General features: G+C 72.7%; 19 protein-coding genes. 9 read left to right on the plus strand and 10 right to left on the minus strand.

Going from position 1 to position 23,420, the window contains the following annotated elements; translation table 11 throughout:
• Positions 1-171: 171 nt before the first annotated feature.
• From AC3A5R_RS16585 to AC3A5R_RS16600, 4 genes are all read right to left on the minus strand, one after another.
• A complete protein-coding gene (locus AC3A5R_RS16585) occupies positions 172-1,497 on the minus strand; it encodes a nuclease-related domain-containing protein (RefSeq protein ID WP_487621865.1) in 1,326 nt (441 codons plus the stop codon).
• Positions 1,498-1,822: 325 nt separating this feature from the next.
• Positions 1,823-2,905, minus strand: a complete 1,083-nt coding sequence (locus AC3A5R_RS16590; protein ID WP_487621866.1) for an IS110 family RNA-guided transposase — start codon at positions 2,903-2,905, stop codon at positions 1,823-1,825.
• Between the two features lie 240 nt (positions 2,906-3,145).
• A complete protein-coding gene (locus tag AC3A5R_RS16595) occupies positions 3,146-3,397 on the minus strand; it encodes a DUF4242 domain-containing protein (protein WP_487621867.1) in 252 nt (83 codons plus the stop codon).
• A 99-nt stretch (positions 3,398-3,496) separates the two neighbouring features.
• The gene (locus AC3A5R_RS16600; protein WP_487621868.1) at positions 3,497-6,151 is read right to left on the minus strand and encodes an ATP-binding protein; all 2,655 of its coding nucleotides are present in this window, start codon (positions 6,149-6,151) and stop codon (positions 3,497-3,499) included.
• 138 nt (positions 6,152-6,289) lie between these two features.
• Here AC3A5R_RS16600 and AC3A5R_RS16605 point away from each other — a divergent pair, with 138 nt between their 5' ends.
• Positions 6,290-7,282, plus strand: a complete 993-nt coding sequence (locus AC3A5R_RS16605; protein ID WP_487621869.1) for a universal stress protein — start codon at positions 6,290-6,292, stop codon at positions 7,280-7,282.
• Between the two features lie 76 nt (positions 7,283-7,358).
• On the opposite strand, the gene AC3A5R_RS16610 is transcribed toward AC3A5R_RS16605, so the two are convergent.
• On the minus strand, positions 7,359-7,934 hold the full coding sequence (locus AC3A5R_RS16610; protein WP_487621870.1) for a universal stress protein: 576 nt from the start codon (positions 7,932-7,934) through the stop codon (positions 7,359-7,361).
• Positions 7,931-9,400, minus strand: coding sequence for an MFS transporter (locus AC3A5R_RS16615; protein WP_487621871.1), 1,470 nt, complete (start codon positions 9,398-9,400; stop codon positions 7,931-7,933). Before AC3A5R_RS16615 ends, AC3A5R_RS16610 begins: the two co-directional genes overlap by 4 nt.
• Before the next feature lie 257 nt (positions 9,401-9,657).
• On the opposite strand from AC3A5R_RS16615, the gene AC3A5R_RS16620 reads away from it, so the two are divergent.
• Positions 9,658-11,187 carry a S8 family serine peptidase gene (locus tag AC3A5R_RS16620; protein WP_487621872.1) on the plus strand — a complete coding sequence of 510 codons (1,530 nt, stop codon included), beginning with the start codon at positions 9,658-9,660 and terminating at the stop codon, positions 11,185-11,187.
• A 61-nt stretch (positions 11,188-11,248) separates the two neighbouring features.
• Here AC3A5R_RS16620 and AC3A5R_RS16625 read toward each other — a convergent pair whose 3' ends face one another.
• Positions 11,249-11,539 (minus strand): hypothetical protein, encoded by a 291-nt coding sequence (locus AC3A5R_RS16625; protein ID WP_487621873.1) that lies wholly within the window; start codon positions 11,537-11,539, stop codon positions 11,249-11,251.
• A gap of 4 nt (positions 11,540-11,543) precedes the next feature.
• Here AC3A5R_RS16625 and AC3A5R_RS16630 point away from each other — a divergent pair, with 4 nt between their 5' ends.
• The gene (locus AC3A5R_RS16630) at positions 11,544-11,966 is read left to right on the plus strand and encodes a ChaB family protein (RefSeq protein ID WP_487621970.1); all 423 of its coding nucleotides are present in this window, start codon (positions 11,544-11,546) and stop codon (positions 11,964-11,966) included.
• Positions 11,967-12,098: 132 nt separating this feature from the next.
• The gene (locus AC3A5R_RS16635; RefSeq protein WP_487621874.1) at positions 12,099-13,025 is read left to right on the plus strand and encodes a universal stress protein; all 927 of its coding nucleotides are present in this window, start codon (positions 12,099-12,101) and stop codon (positions 13,023-13,025) included.
• 8 nt (positions 13,026-13,033) lie between these two features.
• Here the strand turns inward: AC3A5R_RS16635 and AC3A5R_RS16640 are convergent, their stop codons facing one another.
• The 3 genes from AC3A5R_RS16640 to AC3A5R_RS16650 all read right to left on the minus strand — a co-directional run bounded on the left by AC3A5R_RS16640 (position 13,034) and on the right by AC3A5R_RS16650 (position 17,646).
• On the minus strand, positions 13,034-13,468 hold the full coding sequence (locus AC3A5R_RS16640) for an SRPBCC family protein (RefSeq protein ID WP_487621875.1): 435 nt from the start codon (positions 13,466-13,468) through the stop codon (positions 13,034-13,036).
• A 155-nt stretch (positions 13,469-13,623) separates the two neighbouring features.
• The gene (locus AC3A5R_RS16645; RefSeq protein WP_487621876.1) at positions 13,624-16,008 is read right to left on the minus strand and encodes a Tex family protein; all 2,385 of its coding nucleotides are present in this window, start codon (positions 16,006-16,008) and stop codon (positions 13,624-13,626) included.
• Positions 16,009-16,185: 177 nt separating this feature from the next.
• On the minus strand, positions 16,186-17,646 hold the full coding sequence (locus AC3A5R_RS16650; RefSeq protein ID WP_487621877.1) for an amidase: 1,461 nt from the start codon (positions 17,644-17,646) through the stop codon (positions 16,186-16,188).
• 243 nt (positions 17,647-17,889) lie between these two features.
• Here AC3A5R_RS16650 and AC3A5R_RS16655 point away from each other — a divergent pair, with 243 nt between their 5' ends.
• The 5 genes from AC3A5R_RS16655 to AC3A5R_RS16675 all read left to right on the plus strand — a co-directional run bounded on the left by AC3A5R_RS16655 (position 17,890) and on the right by AC3A5R_RS16675 (position 23,244).
• Positions 17,890-18,306, plus strand: a complete 417-nt coding sequence (locus AC3A5R_RS16655; protein ID WP_487621878.1) for a hypothetical protein — start codon at positions 17,890-17,892, stop codon at positions 18,304-18,306.
• Between the two features lie 79 nt (positions 18,307-18,385).
• On the plus strand, positions 18,386-18,682 hold the full coding sequence (gene arfB / locus AC3A5R_RS16660; protein WP_487621879.1) for a channel accessory protein ArfB: 297 nt from the start codon (positions 18,386-18,388) through the stop codon (positions 18,680-18,682).
• Positions 18,679-18,987, plus strand: coding sequence for a hypothetical protein (locus tag AC3A5R_RS16665; RefSeq protein WP_487621880.1), 309 nt, complete (start codon positions 18,679-18,681; stop codon positions 18,985-18,987). Before arfB ends, AC3A5R_RS16665 begins: the two co-directional genes overlap by 4 nt.
• 185 nt (positions 18,988-19,172) lie before the next feature.
• Positions 19,173-21,986, plus strand: a complete 2,814-nt coding sequence (locus AC3A5R_RS16670; RefSeq protein ID WP_487621881.1) for an AAA family ATPase — start codon at positions 19,173-19,175, stop codon at positions 21,984-21,986.
• A gap of 25 nt (positions 21,987-22,011) precedes the next feature.
• Positions 22,012-23,244, plus strand: coding sequence for an McrC family protein (locus AC3A5R_RS16675; RefSeq protein WP_487621882.1), 1,233 nt, complete (start codon positions 22,012-22,014; stop codon positions 23,242-23,244).
• Positions 23,245-23,420: the final 176 nt, after the last annotated feature.

Below are 23,420 nucleotides of genomic sequence, written 5' to 3' on the forward strand. Positions count from 1 at the left end.
GGACTCGTGGTGCCGGGGCGGGTACAGCACGGCCAGCGACGACACGTCGCCGGCCGCGTCGTGCTCCTCACCTACCCGTGTCCCCATCTCCCGATCGAACACCAGTTCGAATTGTTTGTCAATGGGTCTACTGCTCAATCCCTCTGCCGTGCACCGATTGTCGGCAACTGTTCATCCGCCGTTGTGCATCCATCGCGCGAAGTCCTCGGACAGTCGTGCCACGCTGGCAAGCGCCGCCGCGTCAGCCCTGCGGCGTTGCGACTGGGTGGCGTGTTCCGGGTACCGATAGTCGAGGCGAACGACCAGGGCATCATCGGCGACAAGCGTCTTGTCGGCCCACTGCCGCAAGTGCTGGCCCGCCCCCACCCGCGCAATGGCCGAGCCGCTCTGTGCGGTCGCCAGTGCTCTTCCTGAGTTGTAGACACTCGCCTCGACGCGTATGTCGCGGCCGAACGCGATGCCCAGCTCCGGGGTCGCTGAATCGCTGCTGCCCAGGAACCAGGAGCAGCGATCGTCGGTGTTCGACGTGCTCGCGCTCACGGCAACCGTGACCACGGTCCTGAGGCGCTTCGCGGGGTAGTCCTGGCAGGACAGCTGACGCGGAGCAGGCTGCGCACCGGTCTGGAACCCCGGGACCACCGAGCCTGACTGGACTGCAACTCGACTCACTACGTGGGAGAGGAATGCCAGCACCGGGCTGCACAGCAAGGCGAGCAGCCCCAGACCTACGAGGCCCCGAAGCACCCGGGCGCCGCGCGCGGACCCCCTACGTGGTCGGTTCGTCGAGGATCCGCGAGTGCGTCTCGAGCGGGTCGCAACCGCGCGCGCGGGTATGACTTGCCTGGCGCCGGTGGTGAGGACGTCATCGACCTCGAATCCGTTCGGGTCCTGACCCGGCGGGTCGACCGAAGCAGACGCCGGGGGAAAGGTGTGGTCGATGTGTCGCCGCGTCAGCTCGATCCGGTCGGAGGACTGGTCGCCCGGCTGAGCGACCAACCAGGCCCGCACACGGTGCTGGGGTACGACGTCGATGCCTCCGACGCGGCGCGGTTCGAACGACGCCGTGGACGGGCCCGCGAGCGCGATGACCGGGACGACTGGCGTCCCCAGGATCCGCTCCATCTCCCCGGCAGCCCGCCCGACCTGCTCGAGCGATGCGCGCTGCGAGCGGCTGGAGGCCGCGTGCTGCCAGAGAGTTCCATCGTGCTCCGACACCCGGCCGGACCAGTTCTTGGTGTCGATAAGGAAGACGCCGGCGGGTCCTATCGCCACGTGGTCGAGATTGACTCGCGAGCTGCCGGGTCGCAGCAGCCGGTCGTGCAGGCAGCTCCAGGGGTCCGGAAGTCGGCCGAGCTCCGCCGCGACGAGCCGCTCCCCGCTGGCGCCGACATCCCATCGCCGCGCCCGCTCTTCGAGGGACTCCGCCTTCTGTCGTGCCGCTGCTGCTCGTGCGCGTAGCTGCGCAGCCTGTTCCTGCGCCGATCCACCCTCGGCCATGCCGCTCCCGTCCCCTGTTCTGGGACAACCTGATATGTAGGAGCTTCCTGTCAAGGGGCAGGGTGAGGCGCCGTCTGGACCATGAGTCCTGACGGCGCCTCTGCTTCGTCGCGGCAGTAGGGCGGGTGAGCGTGTCGTTGGCGACGCGCGGTCAGACTGATATGCGCGGGTTGGTTACCGCAGGACGGTGGTTCGGCAGGAACGGGACCGCGTGTCTAGGGTCGAGCGTCGCGGTATCCCCAGGGGATCGGCTGCTCATAGTTGCGTCGCGGGTCGTTCCTCGCGCTGCCACCAGCCACCTGCATCGACGAAGCGATCAGTGGGGTCAGTCGACCATGACGGCCAACGACCAGCACCAGCCGGCCAGCTCGCGGGCGATCGCCACGTTGGCCACGGTGTGCCGCTTGCCCCGCTCGTTGAAGACAACCCACCGGTGGTGCAGCCGCCGGTTGCCCTCGTCGCCACGGGCCCGGGCCGCGGGTGAGGCGAGCTCCCACCGGTCGCGCATCGTCTTGCCCGCGACGTACCGGGCCCGGTGGTGCCAGGCCGCCTCGACCAGCAGCCGGCGGGCGTGGCCGTTGCCGGTCTTGGTCACTGCCCCCTGCACCCGGGAGCTGCCGGAGGAGTGTTCGCTGGGCACCAGCCCGACGAACGAGCCGATGGTGTTGCCGGTGAACCGGTGCCAGTCGCCGATCTCGACGGCAAGGGCGAACGCCGTCAAGGTGCTGACCCCGCGCAGGCATCCGAGCCGGTGCACCACCGGGGTGAGCTCGCTGTCCCTGGCCAGCGCCGTGATCGCGGCGTCGAGGCGGTCCCGGCGCGCCTGGACCATGAGGACCGCCTCGTAGTCGGACTCGAACGCGGCTCGAGTCGCCGGCGCCTGGAACGACTGCTGGCCCAGCCACGCGTCGTGCGCACCCGTCCACGCCTGACCTCCCGAGTACACGATGCCCTGACGCAGCAGCAGCTTCGACAGCCGGTTCCGCGCCCGCATCAAGTCCCCGCGACAGTCCTCGCGCGCCCGGACCAGGTCCCGGGCAGCCTCGACCGCAGGTGTCGGGACGGTTACCGACACCACCTCGTCCAGGCGCAGCAGCCGCGCCAGGTGGACCGCGTCCCTGGCGTCAGTCTTGACCCGGTCACCGGCCGGGCGTTGCAGCTTCGACGGGGCCGCGACCACGCACCGGATCCCAGCCGCGGTCAACGCCCGCGCCAGTCCGAATCCCGTCGGGCCGGCCTCGTAGGTCACCGCCACCGGACCCGGCAAGGCCTCCAGCCACCCTCGAATCTGATCGTGCGACGGGCTCAAACGGGCCTGCACCAGCTCGCCAGTAGCGCCATCGATCGCTGCTGCCGCAATCGATCGCGCGTGCACATCGAGTCCCACGCTCGTACGCTCGGAAAACACCGGGGCCTCCCACAACTGTTGGATAGGCCGAGCAGGCAGCCCCTACTCGGTAACCCACGAACATGTGTGAGTGAGGCCCCGGCCCGCAACCCCTCAGCCACTCCCGAGCGGTCACTTCATACCGCCTAGGTCGATCGTGCGCCGTTCGTGGCCCGAACGGGGGATCTTCGGGCACGTCGACGCCGGGTGCCGTCGACCTGTGGTCGACGGCACCCGGCGTCCGATCCATGACCCGACGGTTCAGACGCCTTCCTGCACCCGGTAGATCGAGTCGGCGACGAGGCCGTGCGCCTCGCGGTGCACGGTGTTCGCGGCCTCGGCGTCGGGAGCCTCGACGAGGCAGAAGATCTGCCCACGGTCCTCGTCGACCCAGTAGCGCAGGTAGCTGACGCCGTGCGGGGCCTGGGTGGCGAGGTCGGCCTCGTGGGCCTTGGCGACGTCCGACATCGTGACGCCGTCGCCGAGGGTGTGGATGTCCATGAAGAGCGGCATCGCTCGTCCTTTCGGGGAGTGGCCGCCGTGGTGGGGAGGCCGTGGAGTTCCTGATGACTCCAGCGTCGCCGTGCGCTGTCCCACGGTCATGGGTGGCGGCTACCCATTCGCGGCGACGGCACCACCCACGTTGGCTAGCTCGCGCCTGCTGCCGACCCCGAGCTTGGCGAGGATCGAGGCCACGTGGTGCTCCGCGGTGCGCCGGGAGATGACGAGTCGCTCGGCGATCGCGGCGTCGGTGAGCCCCTCGGCGAGCAGGGCGAGCACCTCGCTCTCGCGCGCGGTCAGGCCGGCGGGGTGGCGACGCGTGCTCTGGCGGGCCGCGCGTGGGGCGGGCCATCCGCGGGCGCGCAGGTCGGTGCGGACGCGGGACGCCGCGGCGTCGGCGCCGATGCCCTCGAAGACGCCGACGGCCGCCGTCATGAGGTCGCGGTCGCCGCTGCGGGCCAGGGCCAGGCCCTGGTCGAAGGGGGAGTGCAGCCTCGCCCAGAGGTCGGCCGCCTCGCGCCAGCGCCCTGCGTGCTCCGCCGCGTAGGGCGGCGCCGCGACCGGCTCGGGGCCGGCCCCCTCGCTGCCGCCACCTGCGCCGGCGACGTCGGCGGGTGTCAGCCACCGTGCGACCGCACCGCGGTTCCACGCACAGTCCGCGTCGCGCGCCAACGGCCAAGCCGCGAGAGCCACCTGACGGGCGCGCTCGGGTTCGCCTGCAAGCCAAGCGAACTCGGTCTGGGCCGCGACGACCGGAGCCACGCGCTGGATCTCGCGCATCCCGTCAGCGAGGCCGGCCGCGCGGGCGAGGAGCGGCTCCCACCCGGGCTCGCCGCGACGCGCCCGCAGCTGCGCCAGCGTCAGGAGCGGCTCCAGGGCACCCACCGCGGCCACCTCGCCGCGACCGACCGCGTCGGCGTCGCGACGCGCAGCCACGTGCTCGCCGCGGTCGAGCCCGAGCCGCGCCCGCCAGCCGAGCAGGTAGAGCGTCCACGAGTCGAGGTCGCGGTCGGCGCAGTAGTCGATGCCCTCGTCGAGCCACCGCCGCGCGTCGTCGTGCCGACGCTGCAGGACCGCCGATGACGCCAGGTTGCAGTACGCGCGCGCCGCGTGCTCGTGCAGGTCGGCAGCGCGGGCGCCGTCGAGGCTCGCCGTCAGCAGCTGGGTGCCGGCCTCGATCGCGCCGACGGTGACCTCGATGGTGCCGAGGTTGTTGAGCGCGTGCACCCGCACCTCCGTGCGCTTCGGGCCGTCGGGCAGCCGCTCGACGAGGTCGAGGGTGCGGGCACCCCACTCCCGCGTGCCCGCGACGTCGCTCGAGAGCATCCGCAGCTGCGTCGTGTTGCTGTAGGCCAGTGCGAGCTCGACGCCGGGGTGACCGGCGAGCACGTCGACGGCGGTGCGTGCCTGCGACTCCGCGTCGTCGTTGCGGCCGGCGAACCACGACAGCCGCGACAGGCAGCGCCACGCGTCGCCGACACGGACGTCGTCGCCGCGCGCGTCCCAGATGGCCCGGGCCGCGTCGACAGCGGCGATCGCGGCCTCGATGTGGTCGGTGAGGTAGAGCTCGTAACCGAGCGCCCACAGCAGGTCCGCGCGCATGGCGTCGCTGACGCGTCCGGCCGGGAGGGCGTCGGCGTGGGCGAGGGCGCGCCGGTACTGCTCGACCGCCTCGCGGTGGGCCCCGAGAGCACCGGCCCGCTCGGCCGCAACCGGCGCGAACTCGAGGACGCGCTCGCTGTCGCCGCACGCATCGGCGTGGTGCGCGAGCACCTCCGGCTCGGCGCCACGACGCACGAGCACGTCGAGGAGCCGGCGGTGCACGTGGATCCGCCGCCCGGCGGGCACGCCGCCGGCGACGGCGAGCCGCCCGAGCTCGTGACGAAAGGTCAGCTCGCTGCCCGACAGCACGAGCAGCCCGCGCGACAGGGGCTCGTCGAGGGTGGTGAGCCCGTCGCGGACGAGCTCCTCGACGAGGTCGGTGCCGACGCGCGCACCGGCCAGGGCGACGAGCTCGAGGGCTCGTCGGGCGTCCTCGTCGAGCCGCGCCACCCGGGCGAGCACCGCGTCACGGACGGTCGGCGGCAGGGAGTCCGCGCCGCCGGAGAGCACCTCGGTGACGAAGAAGGCGTTGCCGCCCGTGACGTCATGGAGCCGACGCGCGTCGGGGTGGGCCCCGGGCGGGTGCTCGCTCGCGTACGCCCGCGCGAGCGCCTCGACGCCCTCGACGGTGAGCGGGGGAAGGTCGACGCGACGCGTGCCGTCGGCCGACGCGGTGTCACCGAGGACGACCCGCAACCCCGAGGTGGTGCCGACGTCCTCCGGCCGGTACGTCACGAGCACCAGAGCCCGGCAGGAGTGCACCCGACGCGCCAGGTGACGCAGCAGGTCGAGCGTGGCCTCGTCCGCCCAGTGGGCGTCCTCGACGACGAGCAGGTACGGCTCGGCGTGCGGGGGAGTGCGGAGCACGTCGACGAGGCGGGTGAACACCTCGTGGCGGGAGGCGTCCGCCGGCCACGTGTCCGGCGGCAGCCCCGGAACCATCTCCGCCAGCGGGCCGAGCGGCGCCGGCGTCGCGGCGCCGTCGCACTGGCCGACGAGCGCGCGGGCGCGGTCGCCCGACTGCGCCACGACGTGCCCGACGAAGGTCGACTTTCCGATGCCCGCCTCGCCCGCGACGTAGACGAGCCGGCCGTGCCCGCCGGATGCGTCGTCGAGCCAGCCCGCGACCGCGCGCAGCTGCTCGTCACGCTCGAGGAGCGCCATGCCCCGATGCTACGAGCCACGTGACCCACACCGCACTGTTCCGGGGCTCACAGGTGGCCGCCGCCCATCCGCGGCCGCAGGACGATGGAGGTGGCCGGGAGCGAACGGCCCCGGCCACGTCCGTGGGAGGGGACCGCGATGAGCAGCACCAGTGACCGCACCGACCGTGACCGAACCGACCGTGAGCGCACCGACCCCGGGCGCACCGACCGTGACGCGTCGACCCCGACCGGCGTCGTCGTCGGCTACGACGGCTCACCCGGCGCCCGCCTCGCCCTCGACTGGGCCGTCGAGACGGCCCGGCGGGACGACCGTGACCTGACGATCGTTCACGCCATCGGGCTCAGCGCCGGCGCCACCGCCGGTGCCTACGACGCCGGGCCGACGGCGCAGCTCTACGAGGAGATGACCGAGGGACTCGTCCACGAGGCCGTCGAACGCGCCGCCAAGGAGCTGGATCGCTCCCGGGTGCACGCCGTCTCGCTCGTCGGCAGCCCCTCCGCCGAGCTCGTCGAGGCCTCGCGCCACGTCGACCTCGTCGTCACCGGCTCCCGGGGTCGGGGCGATGCCCGCTCCGGCCTGCTCGGTTCGACGGCGTACGCGGTCACCGCGCACGCGCACTGCCCGGTCGTCGTCGTGCGCGGCGACGAGACGGTCCACGCCGGACCCGCGCACCCGGTCGTCGTGGGGGTCGACGAGTCAGACGCCGCCGCCCGGGCGCTCGACGCCGCAGCCACCCTCGCGGCCGCCGCCGAGGCGTCCCTGCACGTCGTCGTCGCCGACGACCTGCCGTCCGCTGCGATCTGGGCCGCCGACCCGGCGCCCGGGGCAGCCTTCCCGGTGCCGGCGACGTGGGTCCGCGACGTCACCGAGGAGACGCACGCGGCCGGCGCCGGCGTCGCCCGGGCGCTCGCGGACCGCGTCCGGACCGCCCACCCGGGCCTGACCGTCGTCGAGTCCGTCCTCGACGGGCCTCCCGGGGCGACGATCGCCGAGCACGCCCGACGCGTCGCGGCCGGCCTCGTCGTCGTCGGCTCGCGCGGGCGGGGCGGCTTCAGGGGGATGCTGCTCGGCTCGGTCAGCCACCGCGTCGTCCACGACGCGCCCTGCCCCGTCATGGTCATCCGCTGAACGGCGGTGGCCCGGACGTGAAGGTGCCCGGATGCGACGCTCCTCGCATCCGGGCACCCCACTGTTGCAGTGGAGCTCAGCCCCCGTCGCGACCACCCGGGGGACGCTGGAACCCGGGGCGCCCGGCGGTGCCGGCCGCCCGCTCGACCGAACGGGCGAACGAGCCCGCTGCCGTGCCGAAGGCGCTCGGTCCGCGACCGCTCAACGACGGCGGCACCACGACGACCGGACACAACGCCGAGCGCACCAGCCGGCTGCCGAGCCAGCGCGCACCGACCTCCGCCGACCTGCCGGCGTCGATGACGACGAGGTCGGCCTCACGGCTCTCCTCGACGAGCACCGAACGGCGCTTGCCGGCCACGACCCGCGTCTCGACGACGTGGTCGCGCCCGAGCACCGAGTCGACGTCGTGGGCCAGCCGTGCGGCCTCGTCGTCACGGGCGCTGTCGTCGGCGATCACCGACGGGAGTCGGCCGCCCGTCGCGGTCTCGGGGGCGTGCGGGCGCCAGGCCCGGATCGCGACGACGCGTCCGCGTCGGGCCGCGGCCTCCTCCACGGCCCACCGGAGCGCGCCCGGCGAGCCGCTCGTCGGGCTCACCCCGACGACGATCGTGAACGGACGCCCGAGGCGGGCGAGGTCGGAGACGTTCACGCCGTCGCCTCCGTCGCCTCCGACGCGTCGACCTTGGTGAGCGGGTCGGCGACGTCCTCGAGGGACTTGCGCTCGGCGTCGATGCCGATGACCTTGGCGACGATGCCACCGATGATCATGATGACGGCTCCGGCGACGTAGCCCCACGTCAGCGGGCCGCGGTCCTTGCCCTCACCGATGAGGGCGCCGTAGAGCACCGGGGCGATCGCGCCCGCGCACTGGGCCACGACGAAGAAGTATGAGATCGCCTGGCCGCGCACCTCGAGCGGGAAGATCTCGCTCACCGTGAGGTAGGCCGCCGACGCACCCGCCGAGGCGAAGAAGAACGACACGCACCAGAAGATCGTGTGCGTCGTCGCCGTCAGCGCGTTCGCGTGGAAGAGCCACGCCGACACGAGGAGCACGACGCCGGCGATCGAGTACGTCGTGAAGATCATCGTGCGACGCCCGATGGTGTCGAAGAGGTGCCCGAGCAGCAGCGGCCCGAGGAGGTTGCCGAGCGCGAAGGGCAGGAAGTAGATCGAGGTCCCGGCCTTGTCGATGTGGTAGAAGTTCGTCAGGACGAGCGCGTAGGTGAAGAAGATCGCGTTGTAGAGGAAGCTCTGCGTCACCATCATCGTCAGGCCCAGGACGGTGCGGCGTCCGTAGCGGTGGACGAAGACGTCCCAGAGCACCTTGGCTCCCATGCGCTCCTCCGCCTTGACGACGATGGCCTTGCTCTCGTCGACCTCGGAGATCTGACCGCCCTCGCGGCGCACCCGCTCCTCGATCTCGTCGACGGTCTTCTCGGCCTGCTCGGCGTAGCCGTGCGTGAGCAGCCAACGCGGGCTCTCCGGGATGTGGCGCCGCAGGTAGATGATCGAGAGGCCCAGGATCGGGCCGATGAAGAACGCGAGACGCCAGCCGATGTTCTCGGCGACGTTGTCGGGGTTGAGCAGGTAGAGGTTGGCGAGGGCGCCGAAGAAGGCGCCGAACCAGTACGTGCCGTTGATGGCGATGTCGACGCGGCCGCGGAAGCGCGACGGGATGAGCTCGTCGATGGCCGAGTTGATCGCCGTGTACTCGCCGCCGATGCCCATGCCGGCGACGAACCGGCACACCCAGAGGAACCACATGTTCGGCGAGAGACCGGCCAGGCCCGAGCCGACGAGGTAGATGACGAGCGTCAGGATGAACAGCTTGCGCCGCCCGAGCCGGTCGGTGAGGCGCCCGAACGTCAGCGCGCCGACGACCTGCCCCACGAGGTAGACCGTGCCGGTGAGGCCGACCTGCGCCGAGGACATCGCCAGCGACTTCTGGAACCCCGACTCGGACACGATCTGGATCTCGAGGCCGTCGAGGATCCAGGAGACCCCGAGACCGACGACCACCGACCAGTGGAACTTCGTCCAGGGCAACCGGTCCAACCGGGCCGGCACCAGGCTGCGCACCGCCTCTGTGCTGCGTGCCGCTACGGCCTCACTCATCACGTCTCCTTTGCTCGTGGCTGAAACCCGTGAGTGCTGGCGTGCGGCGCCACGTCTGCACCGCTTCCCGACGTACCCACGCAATAGCGACGAGCAACGTGACCGGGCAAATGGGGACGATGGCCGCGAGCCGGCCCGTGTTGCGGTGAACCCACGAACGGTGGAGGACCGCAGGTCTAGCGTCGGCAGAGGGCCGTCGACGGGGACGGCTCCGTGACGGAGCGCGCCGTGCGTGACCGTCGTGGAAGTGAGGACCCATGTCCGGAACCACTTCTCGGGGACGTTCTCGACTGCTCACCGCCGCCGTCGCGGCCGGAGCACTCGCCCTCACGGGCCTCTCCTCGCTCATCGCGTCCGGCGCCTCCGCCGCCGGCACGTCGACGACCGGGGCCACCACCTACCTCGTCGTCCTGTCGCAGGGATCCTCGGTGTCGGCGGCCACGAAGGCCGTCAGCGCCGCCGGCGGCCGGGTCGTGTCGTCGTGGTCGCCGATCTCGGTCGTCGTCGCATCGTCGACGTCGTCGTCGTTCGCGCAGACCATGCGTTCGACCAAGGGAGTCGACGGAGTCTCTGCGACAGCGAAGTTCGCAACACGCCTCGACGACGGCTCAGATGCCGGCGCCGCGCAGACGCCCACCGGCGCCGCACCGACGGCGCCCACCGGAGACACCCTGTCGGGCCTCCAGTGGGACATGAACCAGATCAACGCACCAGCCGCGCACGCGGTCTCGACCGGATCTCGCTCCGTCCTCGTCGGCGACATCGACACCGGGCTCGACTACACCCACCCGGACCTCGCGCCGAACGTCGACGACGCCGCCAGCGCCAGCTGCATCGGTGGCGTCCCGGTCCAGGGAAAGGTGGCCGCGATGGACGACAACGGCCATGGCACGCACACGGCGGGCACCATCGCCGCTGCGGCCAACGGCATCGGCATCGTCGGGGTCGCCCCGAGCGTGCGGATCGCCGGGATCAAGGCCGGCGACGCCGCGGGGTTCTTCTTCCCTGAGGCGGTCGTGTGCGCCTTCATGTGGGCCGGTGACCACGGCGTCGCCGTGACGAACAACAGCTACTTCGCCGACCCGTGGCTCTTCAACTGCAAGAACGACCCCGACCAGCGCGCGATCTGGACGGCCGAGCGGCGCGCCTTGAAGTACGCCCAGGACAAGGGCGTCCTCGTCGTGGCGGCCGAGGGCAACCAGTTCGAGGACCTCTCGCACCCGACGCTCGACCAGACCAGCCCTGACGACACGACCCCGGTGATCCGGACCGTGACGAACGCGTGCGCGGTCTTCCCGACCGAGGCGCCCGGCGTGATCGGGGTCAGCGCGACGGGCAACCTGCACGCGAAGTCGTTCTACTCCTCGTTCGGAATCTCGACGGTCGACGTCGCGGCTCCCGGCGGAGACGGGACCCTGCAGAAGACGGCCGCCGCACCCAACGGACGCGTCCTGTCGACGTACCCCGCATCGCTGATAGGCGCCTGCCTCCGCCCGGTCGTCGACGCGAGCGGCGCGACCTACTGCTACCTGCAGGGCACGTCGATGGCCGCGCCGCACGTGGCCGGCGTCGCAGCCCTCGCGGCGTCGGTGACCGGCAAGCGCACCGGCGCGCTGTCAGCCGCCGTGCAGAACGCCGTCAACCCGATCGCGTGCCCGGCCGACGTGTCGGCGTACGCGCCCTTCCCGGGGCTCGACTCCGGCGCGCCGCAGACGTGCCAGGGCGGGTTGGGCCACAACAGCTGGTACGGCGCGGGGGAGGTGGACGCCGCCAAGGCCGTCGGCTGACCGCCGGCCCCTGACAGGCCCCGACGGCTTTGGCCGGTGGGGGTGGGAGTCGGGTCCGGCGTCAGGCGCGGTCCTCCTCGGACGTGTCCGGGGTGTCGTCGTCGTCGAACCCGACCTCCTGCTCCTGCTCGAGCAGGTCGGCCTCCGCCGCGCGCGCCGTGGCGTCGTCGCCGTGGCCGCCGACGGGCGCGTACTCCTCCTCGGGCTCGGGGTCCTGGGGCTCGAACTCGTCCTCGCGCGGCTCCGGTTCGCTGCTCATCCCTCCGTGATACCCGATGTGGGCGCCGTCGCGCAGGTGGTTGCGCAGGTCGTTGTGAATGCCGTTGCGCCGGTCCTTCGGCGGGTACGTCATGACCGTGCCGACCGACGACGACCTCCCCTCGACGCTGCAGCGCTCCCCGAAGAAGGCCCGGGACACGTGGCGGGCCACTCACGACTCCGCCGTCGAGCAGTACGGCGAGGGCGAGCGCGCCCACCGGACCGCGTTCGCGGCGCTCAAGCACACCTTCGAGAAGGTCGGGGACCACTGGGAGGAGAAGCCCGAGAAGGGCCCCTCCGACCCCCAGGCGGCCCGTCGCGGCGCGCAGGCGCGGGCCCATCGCGACGACGGGGACAGCGCCGGCGGCGTCGACCTCAACGCGAGCAAGGCCCACCTCTACGCCCTCGCCCGACGCCTGGGCGTCGAGGGTCGCTCGACGATGACCAAGGCGCAGCTGGCCGAGGCACTGCAGCGGGCCAACGACCGTGCGACCGCGGCCGCCCGCGACGACGACTCCTGACGCGTCCCGCCGCTGTTCCGCACCTCACACTGTCCGTCGCGCCACAAGGGGCTGCCGCGATCCACCCGGCGGAGAGACGATGAAGGTGGCCGGAGCGGCCCGCCCGGCCCAGGCCCAGGGAGGGGTGCTCTCATGAACGACCAGGTCAACGAGGTCCAGGGCGTCGTCGTCGGCTACGACGGTTCGCCCAGCGCGCGGCTCGCCCTGGAGTGGGCGGCCGAGACGGCGCGCCAGCTCGGCACGCGGCTGACCATCGTGCACAGCGTCAACCTGTCGATGGTGCCGGCGTTCCCGGCGGTCGACCTCTCGCACGTCGAACCGATGCTCGAGCAGGCCGCCAAGTCGCTCGTCGACGAGGGGGCCGAGCACGCGTCGAAGAGCATCGGGGCCTCCCTCATCAGCACCCAGTACTGGCTCGGCAGCCCGGCCGGCCAGCTCGTCGACGCCTCCGAGGACGCCGACCTGCTCGTCGTCGGCAGCCGGGGTCGCGGGCGGCTGCGTTCGGGCATCCTCGGCTCGACGTCGTACGCGGTCACGGCCCACGCGCACTGCCCTGTCGTCGTGGTCCGTGGACACGGAGAGGCCGAGGAGGGCGCCGAGGCCCCGCCCGTGGCGCGTCCGGGCCCCGGGCGCCCGGTCGTCGTCGGGATCGACGACTCCGAGGCCGCGCAGCGTGCCCTCGACGCCGCGGCCGCGTGGGCCGAGCGCGAGGACGCCATGCTGCACGTCGTGCGGGTGGCCCACTCCGCGTCCATGGAGGCGTGGACCTACGCCGAGACGGCCCGGGCCGGGACCGAGGACACGCACGAGCTGCGCGACCACGCCGAGCAGAGCGTCGCGCGCATGGCCGAGCGGGCCCGCGCCGACCACCCGTCGCTCGAGGTGACGACCGCGGTGCTCTACGGCGACCCGGGACGGACGCTCGCCGAGCTGGCCCGGACCGCCGGGCTCGTCGTCGTCGGCTCGCGCGGGCACGGCGGCTTCACCGGCATGCTCCTGGGCTCGGTGAGCCATCGGCTGCTGCACGACGCCGAGTGCCCCGTGCTCGTCGTGCGCTGAACGGCGGCTCAGCCCTGGAGCGAGGAGCCGAACCGGCCGAGCGCGTCGTCCCAGCGCTGCTTGTCGCCGGCGCCGTCCTCGGCGATGCCCTCACCCTCGTGGAACAGGTCGAGACGGGTGCCTGATCCCTCGGGATGCAACTGGAAGTCGACGACGCTGAGGGGGCCGTCGGCGTGCGGGTGCCACGACACGCGGATCTGCTCCATCGGGTGCCAGCTGCGGACGACCCCGTGCGGGCCGTCGTCGCTGTGCCACGACTCGCCCTTGCTGCCGAGCGTCACGCCGGGTCCGAGGAGGGCCTCGGTACCGCGTCCGCTGACGAGGTGGCGCCACACCTGCTCGACCGGGTGGTCGAACGTCGCACTGGTGTGGACGCCCGCCAGGGACTGGTCGGGCTCTTCGTCCTCGGTGGGCGCGGGGACTGACTGGGCTGCACTGCTCATGGGCACCTCCGTTGTGCCGCGGCTGCCGTCGACGGCTCGCGGCGCTGCAGGACCCGGCCCCTGATGGGCCGGACCCATCGTTGGTCCAGTCGACCAGAGGTCGGCGCCGACGACAAGGCCCCGCGGCGCGTCGAGTCGTGCCCGACGCGTCGTAACTAGCCGTTCCAGCCGGCGCGCCGGAGCGCATCGGCCATGGCGCCGTTCGCGGGGGCCTCGCGCCGGTCACCCTGGCGCTGGCCACCGCCCTGACGCTGGCCGGCGCCCTGACGCTGGCCACCGCCCTGGCCGCCTTGACGGGGCGCACCTTGGGGTCGGCCGCCCGTCGGCTTCTCACCGGGGCGTGGCACCTCGTCGTCGAGACGCAGCGTCAGCGAGATCCGCTTGCGCGGCACGTCGACGTCGAGCACCTTGACCATGACGACGTCGCCGGGCTTGACCACCTCGCGCGGGTCGCGGACGAACTGCTTCGACAGGGCCGACACGTGGGCCAGGCCGTCCTGGTGCACGCCGACGTCGATGAAGGCGCCGAAGGCCGCGACGTTGGTGACGACCCCCTCGAGGGTCATGCCTGGGCGCAGGTCCTTGACCTCCTCGACGCCCTCCTTGAAGGTGGCGGTCTTGAACGACGGACGCGGGTCGCGGCCGGGCTTGTCCAGCTCGCCGATGATGTCGGTGACGGTCGGCAGGCCGAAGGTGTCGTCGACGAAGTCCTGCGGCCGGATCGCCTTGAGCGCAGCGGAGTTGCCGATGAGCGCGGTCAGCTCGGTACCGGCGGCCTCGAGCATCCGGCGCACCACCGGGTAGGCCTCCGGGTGCACGGCTGACGCGTCGAGCGGGTCGTCACCGCCCGGGATCCGGAGGAACCCGGCGGCCTGCTCGAAGGCCTTGGGACCGAGGCGTGCGACGTCCTTGAGGGCCTTGCGCGTGCGGAACGGCCCGTGGGCGTCGCGGTGGGCGACGATGCCCTCGGCGAGCGTGCCGGTGATCCCGGACACGCGCGTCAGCAGGGGAGCGGAGGCCGTGTTGACGTCGACACCGACGGCGTTGACGCAGTCCTCGACGACGGCGTCGAGCGAGCGCGACAGGGCCACCTGCGACACGTCGTGCTGGTACTGGCCGACGCCGATCGACTTCGGGTCGATCTTGACGAGCTCGGCGAGCGGGTCCTGCAGGCGTCGGGCGATCGACACCGCACCGCGCAGGGAGACGTCCATGCCGGGCAGCTCGGCCGAGGCGAACGCCGACGCGGAGTACACCGACGCACCGGCCTCCGACACGACGGCGGTCGTGAGGCGCAGGTCGGGGTGGCGCTTGAGCAGGTCCGCGGCGAGGCGGTCGGTCTCCCGCGAGGCGGTGCCGTTGCCGATGGCGATGAGCTCGACGCCGTGCGCCTTGGCGAGCCGGGCGAGGGTCTCGACCGACTGGTCCCATCGGTTCTGCGGCACGTGCGGGTGGATGACGTCGGTGGCCACGACGCGCCCCGTGGCGTCGACGACGGCCACCTTGACACCGGTGCGGAAGCCCGGGTCGAGGCCCATCGTGGCGCGGGCGCCGGCCGGGGCCGCGAGCAGCAGGTCGCGCAGGTTGGCGGCGAAGACGCGCACCGCCTCCTCCTCGGCGGCCCGGCGCAGCTGCATCCGGGCATCGACGCCGAGGTGCACGACGATCTTGGTGCGCCAGGCCCATCGCACCGTGTCGGCGAGCCAGCGGTCGGCAGGCCGGCCCCGGTCGGCGATGTGGAAGCGGTGGGCGATGGCGCGCTCGAACTCCGTCGGCCCCGGCTCTGCCTCGGCAGCGGGGTCGGTGGGGCTGACCTCGATCGAGAGCACGTCCTCCTTCTCGCCGCGGAACATCGCGAGGATGCGGTGCGAGGGGAGCTTGTGCAGCGGCTCGTCGAACTCGAAGTAGTCGGCGAACTTCGCGCCGTCCTGCTCCTTGCCGGTCCGCACGCGGGCGACGAGGTGGCCCTTGGCCCAGACGCGCTGGCGCAGGTCACCGATGAGGTCGGCGTCCTCGGCGAAGCGCTCGACGAGGATGGCCCGGGCGCCGTCGAGGGCGGCCGCGGCATCGGCCACCTCCTTGTCGGCGTCGACGAACCCGGTTGCCGCAGAGGCAGGGTCGGTGTCGGGAGAGCCGAGCAGCAGGTCGGCGAGCGGCTCGAGGCCGGCCTCGCGGGCGACCTGCGCCTTGGTGCGTCGCTTCGGCTTGAACGGCAGGTAGATGTCCTCGAGCCGGGCCTTGGTCTCGGCGGCGAGGATGCGAGCGCGGAGGTCGTCGTCGAGCTTGCCCTGCTCCTCGACGGAGGCGAGCACGGCGGCGCGCCGGTCCTCGAGGTCGCGCAGGTAGGTGAGCCGCTCCTCGAGGTCGCGCAGCTGCGCGTCGTCGAGGCCGTCGGTGGCCTCCTTGCGGTAGCGGGCCACGAACGGCACCGTCGACCCACCGTCGAGCAGCCCCACGGCAGCGGTCACCTGGGCCTCGCGGACGCCGAGCTCCTCGGCGATCCGCCGCTCGATCGAGGCCACCTTCACCTGCACACTCACCGGTAACACACTCCTGGTCGACGACGCGTGGAGCCACGCATTCTGCCCGGTGCCGCCCCGCGACCCGACGCCGCCCCGCCGTCGCGCCGCGATCGGCGTCAGTCGTCGAGGAGGGCGCGCAGCGTCGCCCGCTCCGGGGCCCGGACGGAGCGACGCACGACGCGAGCCGGCGCCTACTCAGCCATCGGAGCGCCCCGCGGCGGAGGTGCTCGGGACCGCCTCGGGGATGGGCCAGACCGGTGTCGCGTCGGGCCCGCGGTGCTGCTCGAACCACGCCGCGGCGCGCAGTACCCCGGCGTCGTCCCAGCGTCGGCCGGACACCTGCAGGCCCACCGTTCGGCCGTCTGCGGTGAAGCCGCAGTTGACGGTGGCCGCCGGCTGACCGGACAGGTTGTACGGGGCCGTGAAGCCGATGTGGGCCATCCCCTCGTCGGCGTCGCCCCAGGGCATCGGCCACTCGGCCGGGAAGGCGGCCATCGGGGCGACGGGGGACAGGACGAGGTCGAAGCGCTCGGTGGCGGCGACGGTGGCCTGCTGCATCGCCATGATGCTCGTGTAGTCGCGGATGACGGCCTGCCCGTCGATGCCGGCGACGGCACCGACCCAGCGCCGGATGAAGGGCAGCACACGCTCGCGGGCCTCGGGGGACAGCGCCTCGTGGTCGACGAGGGAGCGCACCCTCCAGAACTGGTCGAGGTCGGCGAGCAGCCGAGGTGAGAGGAACGGCTCCACCGGCTCGAGGCGCGCCCCGGCGTCGGCGAAGAGGCCGGCTGCTCGCTGGACGCACGCCCGCACCTCGGGGTCGAGGGGGAGCCCGCAGCCGGCGTCGAGGTGCAGTCCGACGCGCAGGCCCGTGACGTCGAGCGCCGTGGCCGGCAGGTCGAGGTCGAGCTCGGCCGGCGGCAGGGCGGTCCAGTCGCGGGGGTCGTACCGCCCGATCACCGACAGGAGGAGGGCGACGTCGTCGACCGAGCGCGCCATCGGTCCGGCGACGCGGCCGAGGTAGGGGTTGTCGAGGGGCACGCGGCCGGCGCTCGGCTTGAGGGTCGCCAGCCCCAGCCACGTGCCGGGCAGCCGGATCGACCCGCCGATGTCGGTGCCGACGTGGAGCGGGCCGTAGCCACCGGCCGCGGCGGCACCCGCCCCCGAGCTGGACCCACCCGTCGTCAGCGACGGGTCCCACGGGGAGCGGGTGATGCCGTGCAGGCTCGAGACGCCCGAGCTGAGCATGCCCCAGTCGGGCATGACGGTGGAGCCGAGGACAACCCCGCCGGAATCCTCGACGCGCTCGACGACCGGGCAGCTGCGCTCGGGTTCCAACGGAGTGACGCCGGCATTGCCCAGCTGCATCGGCACGCCGGCTCGGGCGAGGTTCTCCTTGACGGTGAGGGGGACGCCGTCGATCGGGCCGGCCGGCTCGCCGGCACGCCAGCGGGCCTCGCTGGCCGACGCGGCACGCTCGGCGGCGTCGAGGTCGTGGACCCAGAACGCGTTGAGCTCCGGCTCGCGCGCCTCGACGACCTCTCGGACGTCACGCAGCACCTCGACCGGCGAGAGCTCGCCGCGTCGGTAGGACGCCACGAGCTCTGTCGCCGTGAGGGCTGCTGGACGGGTTTGCGCTGCACGCGGATTCGCCATCGGGATCCTCCCGTGGGGACGACTGGTCGAGCAGTCGAGGGCCCGTTCGACCTGACGGACGAACCTCCTGCGCCGTGCTCGATGAGGGCAACGGTATCTCGCAGCTCGTCGGGGCGGTGGTCGTCCGCGTCGCGCCGACGCGTGCTCCCTCGTCACCGGCAGCCGGCTGCCGTCGGCGGCTGTCGACCCGAGCCTGTGGACGGCGACCGACGACTGTCACCGGTCGCGGGGATGCTCGTCGTCATGCACTTCGAGGACCTGCCCAGGGACTGGGCGCAGCGACCCGTGACCCACCCCGACGTCTTCGAGGGCGTCGCCGACCTCATCGCCACCGACCGCTCGAGGTCCGACGGCGCCACCTACGTCCTGCTCTGCCACCCGAACGGGCGCCTGCTCCAGCCGGTGCGCCTGCCCGAGGGCACCGAGGCCCCGGACGTGCTGCGGCGCTTCCTCGCCGAGCTGACCCGCCACGAGGTGCACGACGTCGCGGTCGTCCTGGCCCGCCCCGGGCCGGCCGAGCCGACGCCTCACGACCGCGAGCGGCGCGATGCGTTCGAGGCCGCCTGCCGCGACACCGGCGTCCGGCTGCACGCCGTCGCAGTCGCCGGCCGCGACGACGTGCGCACCATCCCGCCGGAGAGCGGGCGCGCCGCCGCCTGAGCCACACCCCGGTCCCGGGGGTGCCGGATGTGTCCGCCCGTGCGGAGCCGGGTACGGGACCGGTGTGAGCGGAGGACGGATGGCCCAGCCGGACGGCACCACCACCCGGGAGGCCGGGCCCCGGGTGGTGACACGGACGTACCGGAGCGAGGTCGGCGGCTCGTGGTGGGCGGCCCTCGTCGTCGTCACGGTTCTCCTCGGCCTCGTCGGTCGGTCGGCGGGTGGCTTCTGGAGCGTGTTCCTGTGGAGCGTCGTCGCCTTCGTGCTCGGCTCCCTCGTGGCCATAGCCGTGTCCGCGGCCCGCGTCCCGGCCCGGTCGCCGGACGAGGCGTTCGCCGACGAGCCGGGCGCCACCCGTCGCGAGGGTCGGTCGTGAAGGGGGTCCTGCTGCTCGTCGCCTTCGTCGCCGGCGGCGTCCTCACCTGGCTGCTCACCGTGCACCGCGTCACGGGGGAGGTCGCCAGAAACGCCACCGACGCCACGGACGCCACGGACGCCACGGACGCCACCGACGCGGCCGATGGGACCGACGCGTCGGGCTTCGGCGGTCCGCATTCGGGAGAGAGCTCCGGCGCGGCCGGGGCGCGCTGGATGGGCGACGCCGAGGACGAGGACGCCCTGCTCCCGCACGCCACCGTGCCGAGAATCGACACCCGGCGGGGTACGCCTCCACCCGACTGAGCAGCGGACCGTCCCGATCCGTGGGATCCACGCCCGCAGAGCACCGGATCCGAAGGCCTCCCGCTCGGGGAGGCGGCGAGTTCGGAGCAGCGGGGACCGGCAGGTAACCTTTGGCGCGGTCCTGTGCGCACCTCCACACGCGCAGTCACTACGACGCCCGAGAAGTGGGCGTGCAAGGGAGCCTGATGACACGCACCGACACCGTCGACGTCAAGCGATGGCGCGCCAAGTACACGCTCATCGAGCGTGCCGCCGAGGCCGACAAGGACGCCCAGGCCCTCTTCGCCGAGCTCGACTCCGAGCGCGCGGCACGCAACGGCGAGCTGCGCGAGATCCTCGCCGACCTCGTCGCGAGCAGCGACCTCGTCGCCTTCAAGGAGGCGATGAACCAGTGGGCCCGCAAGGACGGCCCGTACGTCGGCTTCGGCCCGGTCGGTGGCCCCTGGCTCGCGACCCTCGCGCGGCGCGCGGACGAGGAGTACGCCGAGGTCGTGGGGCTGCTCAAGCTGACCCTGCAGACCCCGGCCTCGCCGCAGGACGCCGCCGACAAGCTGCAGGCCATCGAGGCGTTTCTGGCCCGCGGCGGCTCGCGGGGGCACCGGGCCCCGAGCCCGGCGCAGACCGCGTACGTGCTCTCGCTCTTCTGGTCCACCGACGACGGCGGCGCCTGGCCACTCATGTGGGAGAACGCCCCCCACATGCTCCAACGGCTCGGCTGGCTCGAGCGCGGCCTGAGCCACGCCGAGCGCTACGTCGCCTACGCCGACCTCTGCGCGGCGCTGCGGCCCGAGGACCCGCGCTACGCCGCGCGCATCCTCTGGTACTTCAAGGAGACCGAGGCCTTCGTCGGCATCGCCCCGAAGATCCTCGACGTGTGCGTCGAGGCCGCCGAGCTCGCCGCCGAGTTCCGCCCCGCCACCGGCTACGCCAGCGGCCGGCACGAGGAGCGCGCCGCCGACCTCGCGCGCCAGCTGCGCGGCGAGGCCGACCACGTGTCCGACAGCCTCATCGAGCGGCTGTCCGCCGAGACCGGCCTCTACCTCGAGGCGCCGACGCTCGCGCTGCAGCAGCACGCGGGCGAGGACTCGGCCTACCGCTCCGACCTCTACGCGTCGTGGATCCTCGTCGGCGGCGCCGGCGCGCCCGGCTTCCGCCTCTGGGTCACGCCCTCCGGCGTCGCCTTCGGCCTGCACGGCGGCTGGGAGGGCGAGAGCGACGAGCAGCTGCGCGGGGTCGCGACGCTCGTCCAGGAGCACCTGCCGCGCGGCCTGACGTTCGTGCGCGTCCACGAGGACGGCCGGCCCGACCGCCTCGAGCCGGTGGGGCGCGAGTACGTCTCCGGTGAGGTCTTCGCGGGCCGCTGGTGGAAGGGGGAGGAGGCTCTCGGGCGCGCCGACTTCGCCGACGACGTCGTCACGACGGCCCGGGCCCTGACGCCGCTGCTGCGCTTCCTCAACTCGAGCCAGCGCGGCACCGTCGACGACCCCGCGCTCGAGCTGGCCGCCATGGTCGACCTCGACAGCGAGGCCGAGATCTTCCGCGCCGAGCGCCCTTACCCGACCGAGCGCGACGCCTGGCACCAGGAGCAGCGCCGGGTCTTCGCCGCGTGCCTGTCCAAGGAGGGGCTCGAGGACTTCGACCTGCCGACGTTCAAGCGCATCGTCTCGACGCGCGGCTACGGCGACATCGGCGCCCAGTCGGTCCTCATCAGCTCGATCAACGCCTTGGACGCCCCCGGCATCGACCAGCTGCGTCTCATGGTCCGTGAGCTGCTCTGGGGCGAGGGCCGCGACGAGGAGCGGATCAACCGCGTCCTCGGCTCGGAGGACCTCCCGGTCCAGGGCTTCGGCGAGAGTGTCGTGCTCAAGCTGTTCGCCATCGCCCACCCCGAGCACTGGCTGCCGCTGTTCGCCCTCGGCGGCGACTCCGGCAAGGTCGCGATGCTCAAGCGGCTCGGCGGCCCGGCCCGCTGGACCGAGGGAAAGTCGCGAGGGCGAACCCACGTCGAGACCAACGCCCTGCTGCGCCAGACCCTCGACCCCCTCCTGCCCGACGACCCGTGGGGCCAGGCCCAGCTGGCGCACTGGCTCATGCGCCGCACCGACAAGGCCCTCGCGCCCGACCACGACGCCATCGGCGAGGCGGCCAAGGAGCTGCTCATCCAGGAGTCGTTCCTCCGCGAGATCCGCGCGCTGCTCGAGGAGAAGAAACAGGTCATCTTCTACGGGCCGCCCGGCACCGGCAAGACCTACCTCGCGCAGCGGTTCGCGGCGGCGCTGCAGCCCGACCCGGCCAAGCGCGACATCGTCCAGTTCCACCCGAGCAGCAGCTACGAGGACTTCTTCGAGGGCTTCCGGCCGCAGATCGACCACCAGGGCCAGATGGTCTACGAGCTGCGCAAGGGCCCGCTCGCCCTCCTCGCCGAGGCGGCCGAGGCCGACCCGCTGACGCCGCACATCATGATCATCGACGAGATCAACCGCGCGAACCTGCCGCGGGTCTTCGGTGAGCTGCTCTTCCTGCTCGAGTACCGCTCGCACTCGGTCAAGACGAGCTACCGGCCCGACGAGGGCTTCGAGCTGCCGCCGAACCTCTACTTCATCGGCACCATGAACACCGCGGACCGCTCGATCGCGCTCGTCGACGCCGCCCTGCGCCGGCGCTTCGACTTCGTGCCGTTCATGCCGCACGACGGCCCGATGGAGGGCCTGCTGCGCCGCTGGCTCGAGGCCAACGACGGCCCCGTGTGGGTGGCCGACCTCGTCGACCGCGTCAACGAGGACCTGCGGCGTGCCCTCCGCGGTCCGCACCTGCAGATCGGGCACAGCTACTTCATGCGCCCGGGCCTCGACGACGTGTCGGCGCTGCGCCGCATCTGGGACTACAACGTCTACCCGTTCATCGAGGACCAGCTCTACGGCCGCGAGCACGAGCTCGCGCAGTTCCGCTGGGAGAACGTCCTCGCCCGCTACGGCCAGCTCGACCTGACCCGCCCGTGACAGCCGCGACAGCAATGACCCGTCGATGACCATCGAGCTGCCCCCGATCCCCGAGCACGGACGCTCGGGGCCGGTCCGGCTCGACCGCGAGACCCGCGCCGCCCTCGTGAACGCGGCGGGGGAGCGGCTCGTCATCCACGCGACGGCCGACCCCGACGTCGTGACGATCGGGGCCACGAGCTGGGTGGGTGCCCTCGCCGTGCCCGGGCTCGTCATCCGCGTCACACCCCGGGTGTCGGTGACGAACTTCTTCGCGATGCTCGGTGCGGGCGTCTCGCCCGACGCCTTCGACCACGAGCACGTGACGTGGAGCGACACGGACGAGCTCATCGACGGCGTCGCCTACTTCGCGATCCGTCTCATCGACAGCTCCACGATGCGCGGCCTCGTCCACGGTTACGTCGGGCGCGAGGAGCGGATGCGGACCATCCGCGGCCGCCTCCTCGTCGAGGAGTTCGCGCGCCGGCCGTGGAACGCCGCCGAGCCGCAGTGCCGCTACGACGACTTCACCAACGACATCCGCGAGAACCAGCTGTTCCGCTGCACGCTCCAGGCGATGCTGAGCTGGCCCCAGCTGGCCCCGCAGGTGCGCCGCGAGGCCCTCCGGGTGCTCGGGCGGTTCGAGGGGGTCAGCGACACGCCCGCGACGCTGCACGCGGTGCCGGTCCCGGTGACCCGGCTCAACGAGCACTACGACGACGCGATGCGCCTCTCGCGCCTCGTGCTGCAGGCGATGTCGCTGTCGCACCAGTCGGGCGACCAGCAGGCCAACAGCCTCATGGTCGACATGGACGACCTCTTCCGTCGCTGGATGGTCCAGGAGCTCGACCAGCGCCTTGCCCCGGACCTGCGGATCGAGACCGAGTCCGACGTCTGGCTCGACGAGGGCCGGGCCGTGACGATGGTGCCCGACCTCGTCGTGCGCCGCGGCAGCGAGGTCGTGCTCGTCGGCGACGCGAAGTACTCGATGGGCGCCGACGGCTACCTGGCCTCACGCGACTACGTCGACCTCGTCGCGTACACGACGGCCATGGGCCTGCCGACCGGCCTGCTCGTGCACTGCAACGCGGCGCGCTCGCCCGACTCCGAGATGGTCATCCGCAACGCGGGAACCCGCATCCTGTGCCGGCCCATCCGCCTCGACGGCTCCTACGCCGGCGTGTGCAGCTCGCTCGACTCCGTGGCCGGGCTCGTCCGCGAGCTGGCCGACGCACCGGGCGAGCTCGAGGTGCCGACGCTGATCCGCGCGCGACGCTGAGGCCGACCCACGACGCCGACGCCGACCCACGACGCCGACGCCGACCCACGACGCCGACGCCGACCCACGACGCTGACGCACAGCCTCCACACGGCTGTTCCACGGATCACACACCGTTTCCCTGTCGCGCGCCTTGGTCTACTACTACCGTTTGTAGTACCGACAGAGTAGCTGCC

Source organism: Intrasporangium sp. Soil_C_50 (assembly GCF_057656595.1).

What these genes read in the sequence shown, in the direction of transcription:
- AC3A5R_RS16585 (WP_487621865.1), bottom strand. Translation starts at nt 1,497, where the DNA reads ATGGCCGAGGGTGGATCGGCGCAGGAACAGGCTGCGCAGCTACGCGCA.
- AC3A5R_RS16595 (WP_487621867.1), bottom strand. Translation starts at nt 3,397, where the DNA reads ATGCCGCTCTTCATGGACATCCACACCCTCGGCGACGGCGTCACGATG.
- AC3A5R_RS16600 (WP_487621868.1), bottom strand. Translation starts at nt 6,151, where the DNA reads ATGGCGCTCCTCGAGCGTGACGAGCAGCTGCGCGCGGTCGCGGGCTGG.
- AC3A5R_RS16605 (WP_487621869.1), top strand. Translation starts at nt 6,290, where the DNA reads ATGAGCAGCACCAGTGACCGCACCGACCGTGACCGAACCGACCGTGAG.
- AC3A5R_RS16615 (WP_487621871.1), bottom strand. Translation starts at nt 9,400, where the DNA reads ATGAGTGAGGCCGTAGCGGCACGCAGCACAGAGGCGGTGCGCAGCCTG.
- AC3A5R_RS16620 (WP_487621872.1), top strand. Translation starts at nt 9,658, where the DNA reads ATGTCCGGAACCACTTCTCGGGGACGTTCTCGACTGCTCACCGCCGCC.
- AC3A5R_RS16625 (WP_487621873.1), bottom strand. Translation starts at nt 11,539, where the DNA reads ATGACGTACCCGCCGAAGGACCGGCGCAACGGCATTCACAACGACCTG.
- AC3A5R_RS16635 (WP_487621874.1), top strand. Translation starts at nt 12,099, where the DNA reads ATGAACGACCAGGTCAACGAGGTCCAGGGCGTCGTCGTCGGCTACGAC.
- AC3A5R_RS16640 (WP_487621875.1), bottom strand. Translation starts at nt 13,468, where the DNA reads ATGAGCAGTGCAGCCCAGTCAGTCCCCGCGCCCACCGAGGACGAAGAG.
- AC3A5R_RS16650 (WP_487621877.1), bottom strand. Translation starts at nt 17,646, where the DNA reads ATGGCGAATCCGCGTGCAGCGCAAACCCGTCCAGCAGCCCTCACGGCG.
- AC3A5R_RS16655 (WP_487621878.1), top strand. Translation starts at nt 17,890, where the DNA reads ATGCACTTCGAGGACCTGCCCAGGGACTGGGCGCAGCGACCCGTGACC.
- arfB (WP_487621879.1), top strand. Translation starts at nt 18,386, where the DNA reads ATGGCCCAGCCGGACGGCACCACCACCCGGGAGGCCGGGCCCCGGGTG.
- AC3A5R_RS16670 (WP_487621881.1), top strand. Translation starts at nt 19,173, where the DNA reads ATGACACGCACCGACACCGTCGACGTCAAGCGATGGCGCGCCAAGTAC.
- AC3A5R_RS16675 (WP_487621882.1), top strand. Translation starts at nt 22,012, where the DNA reads ATGACCATCGAGCTGCCCCCGATCCCCGAGCACGGACGCTCGGGGCCG.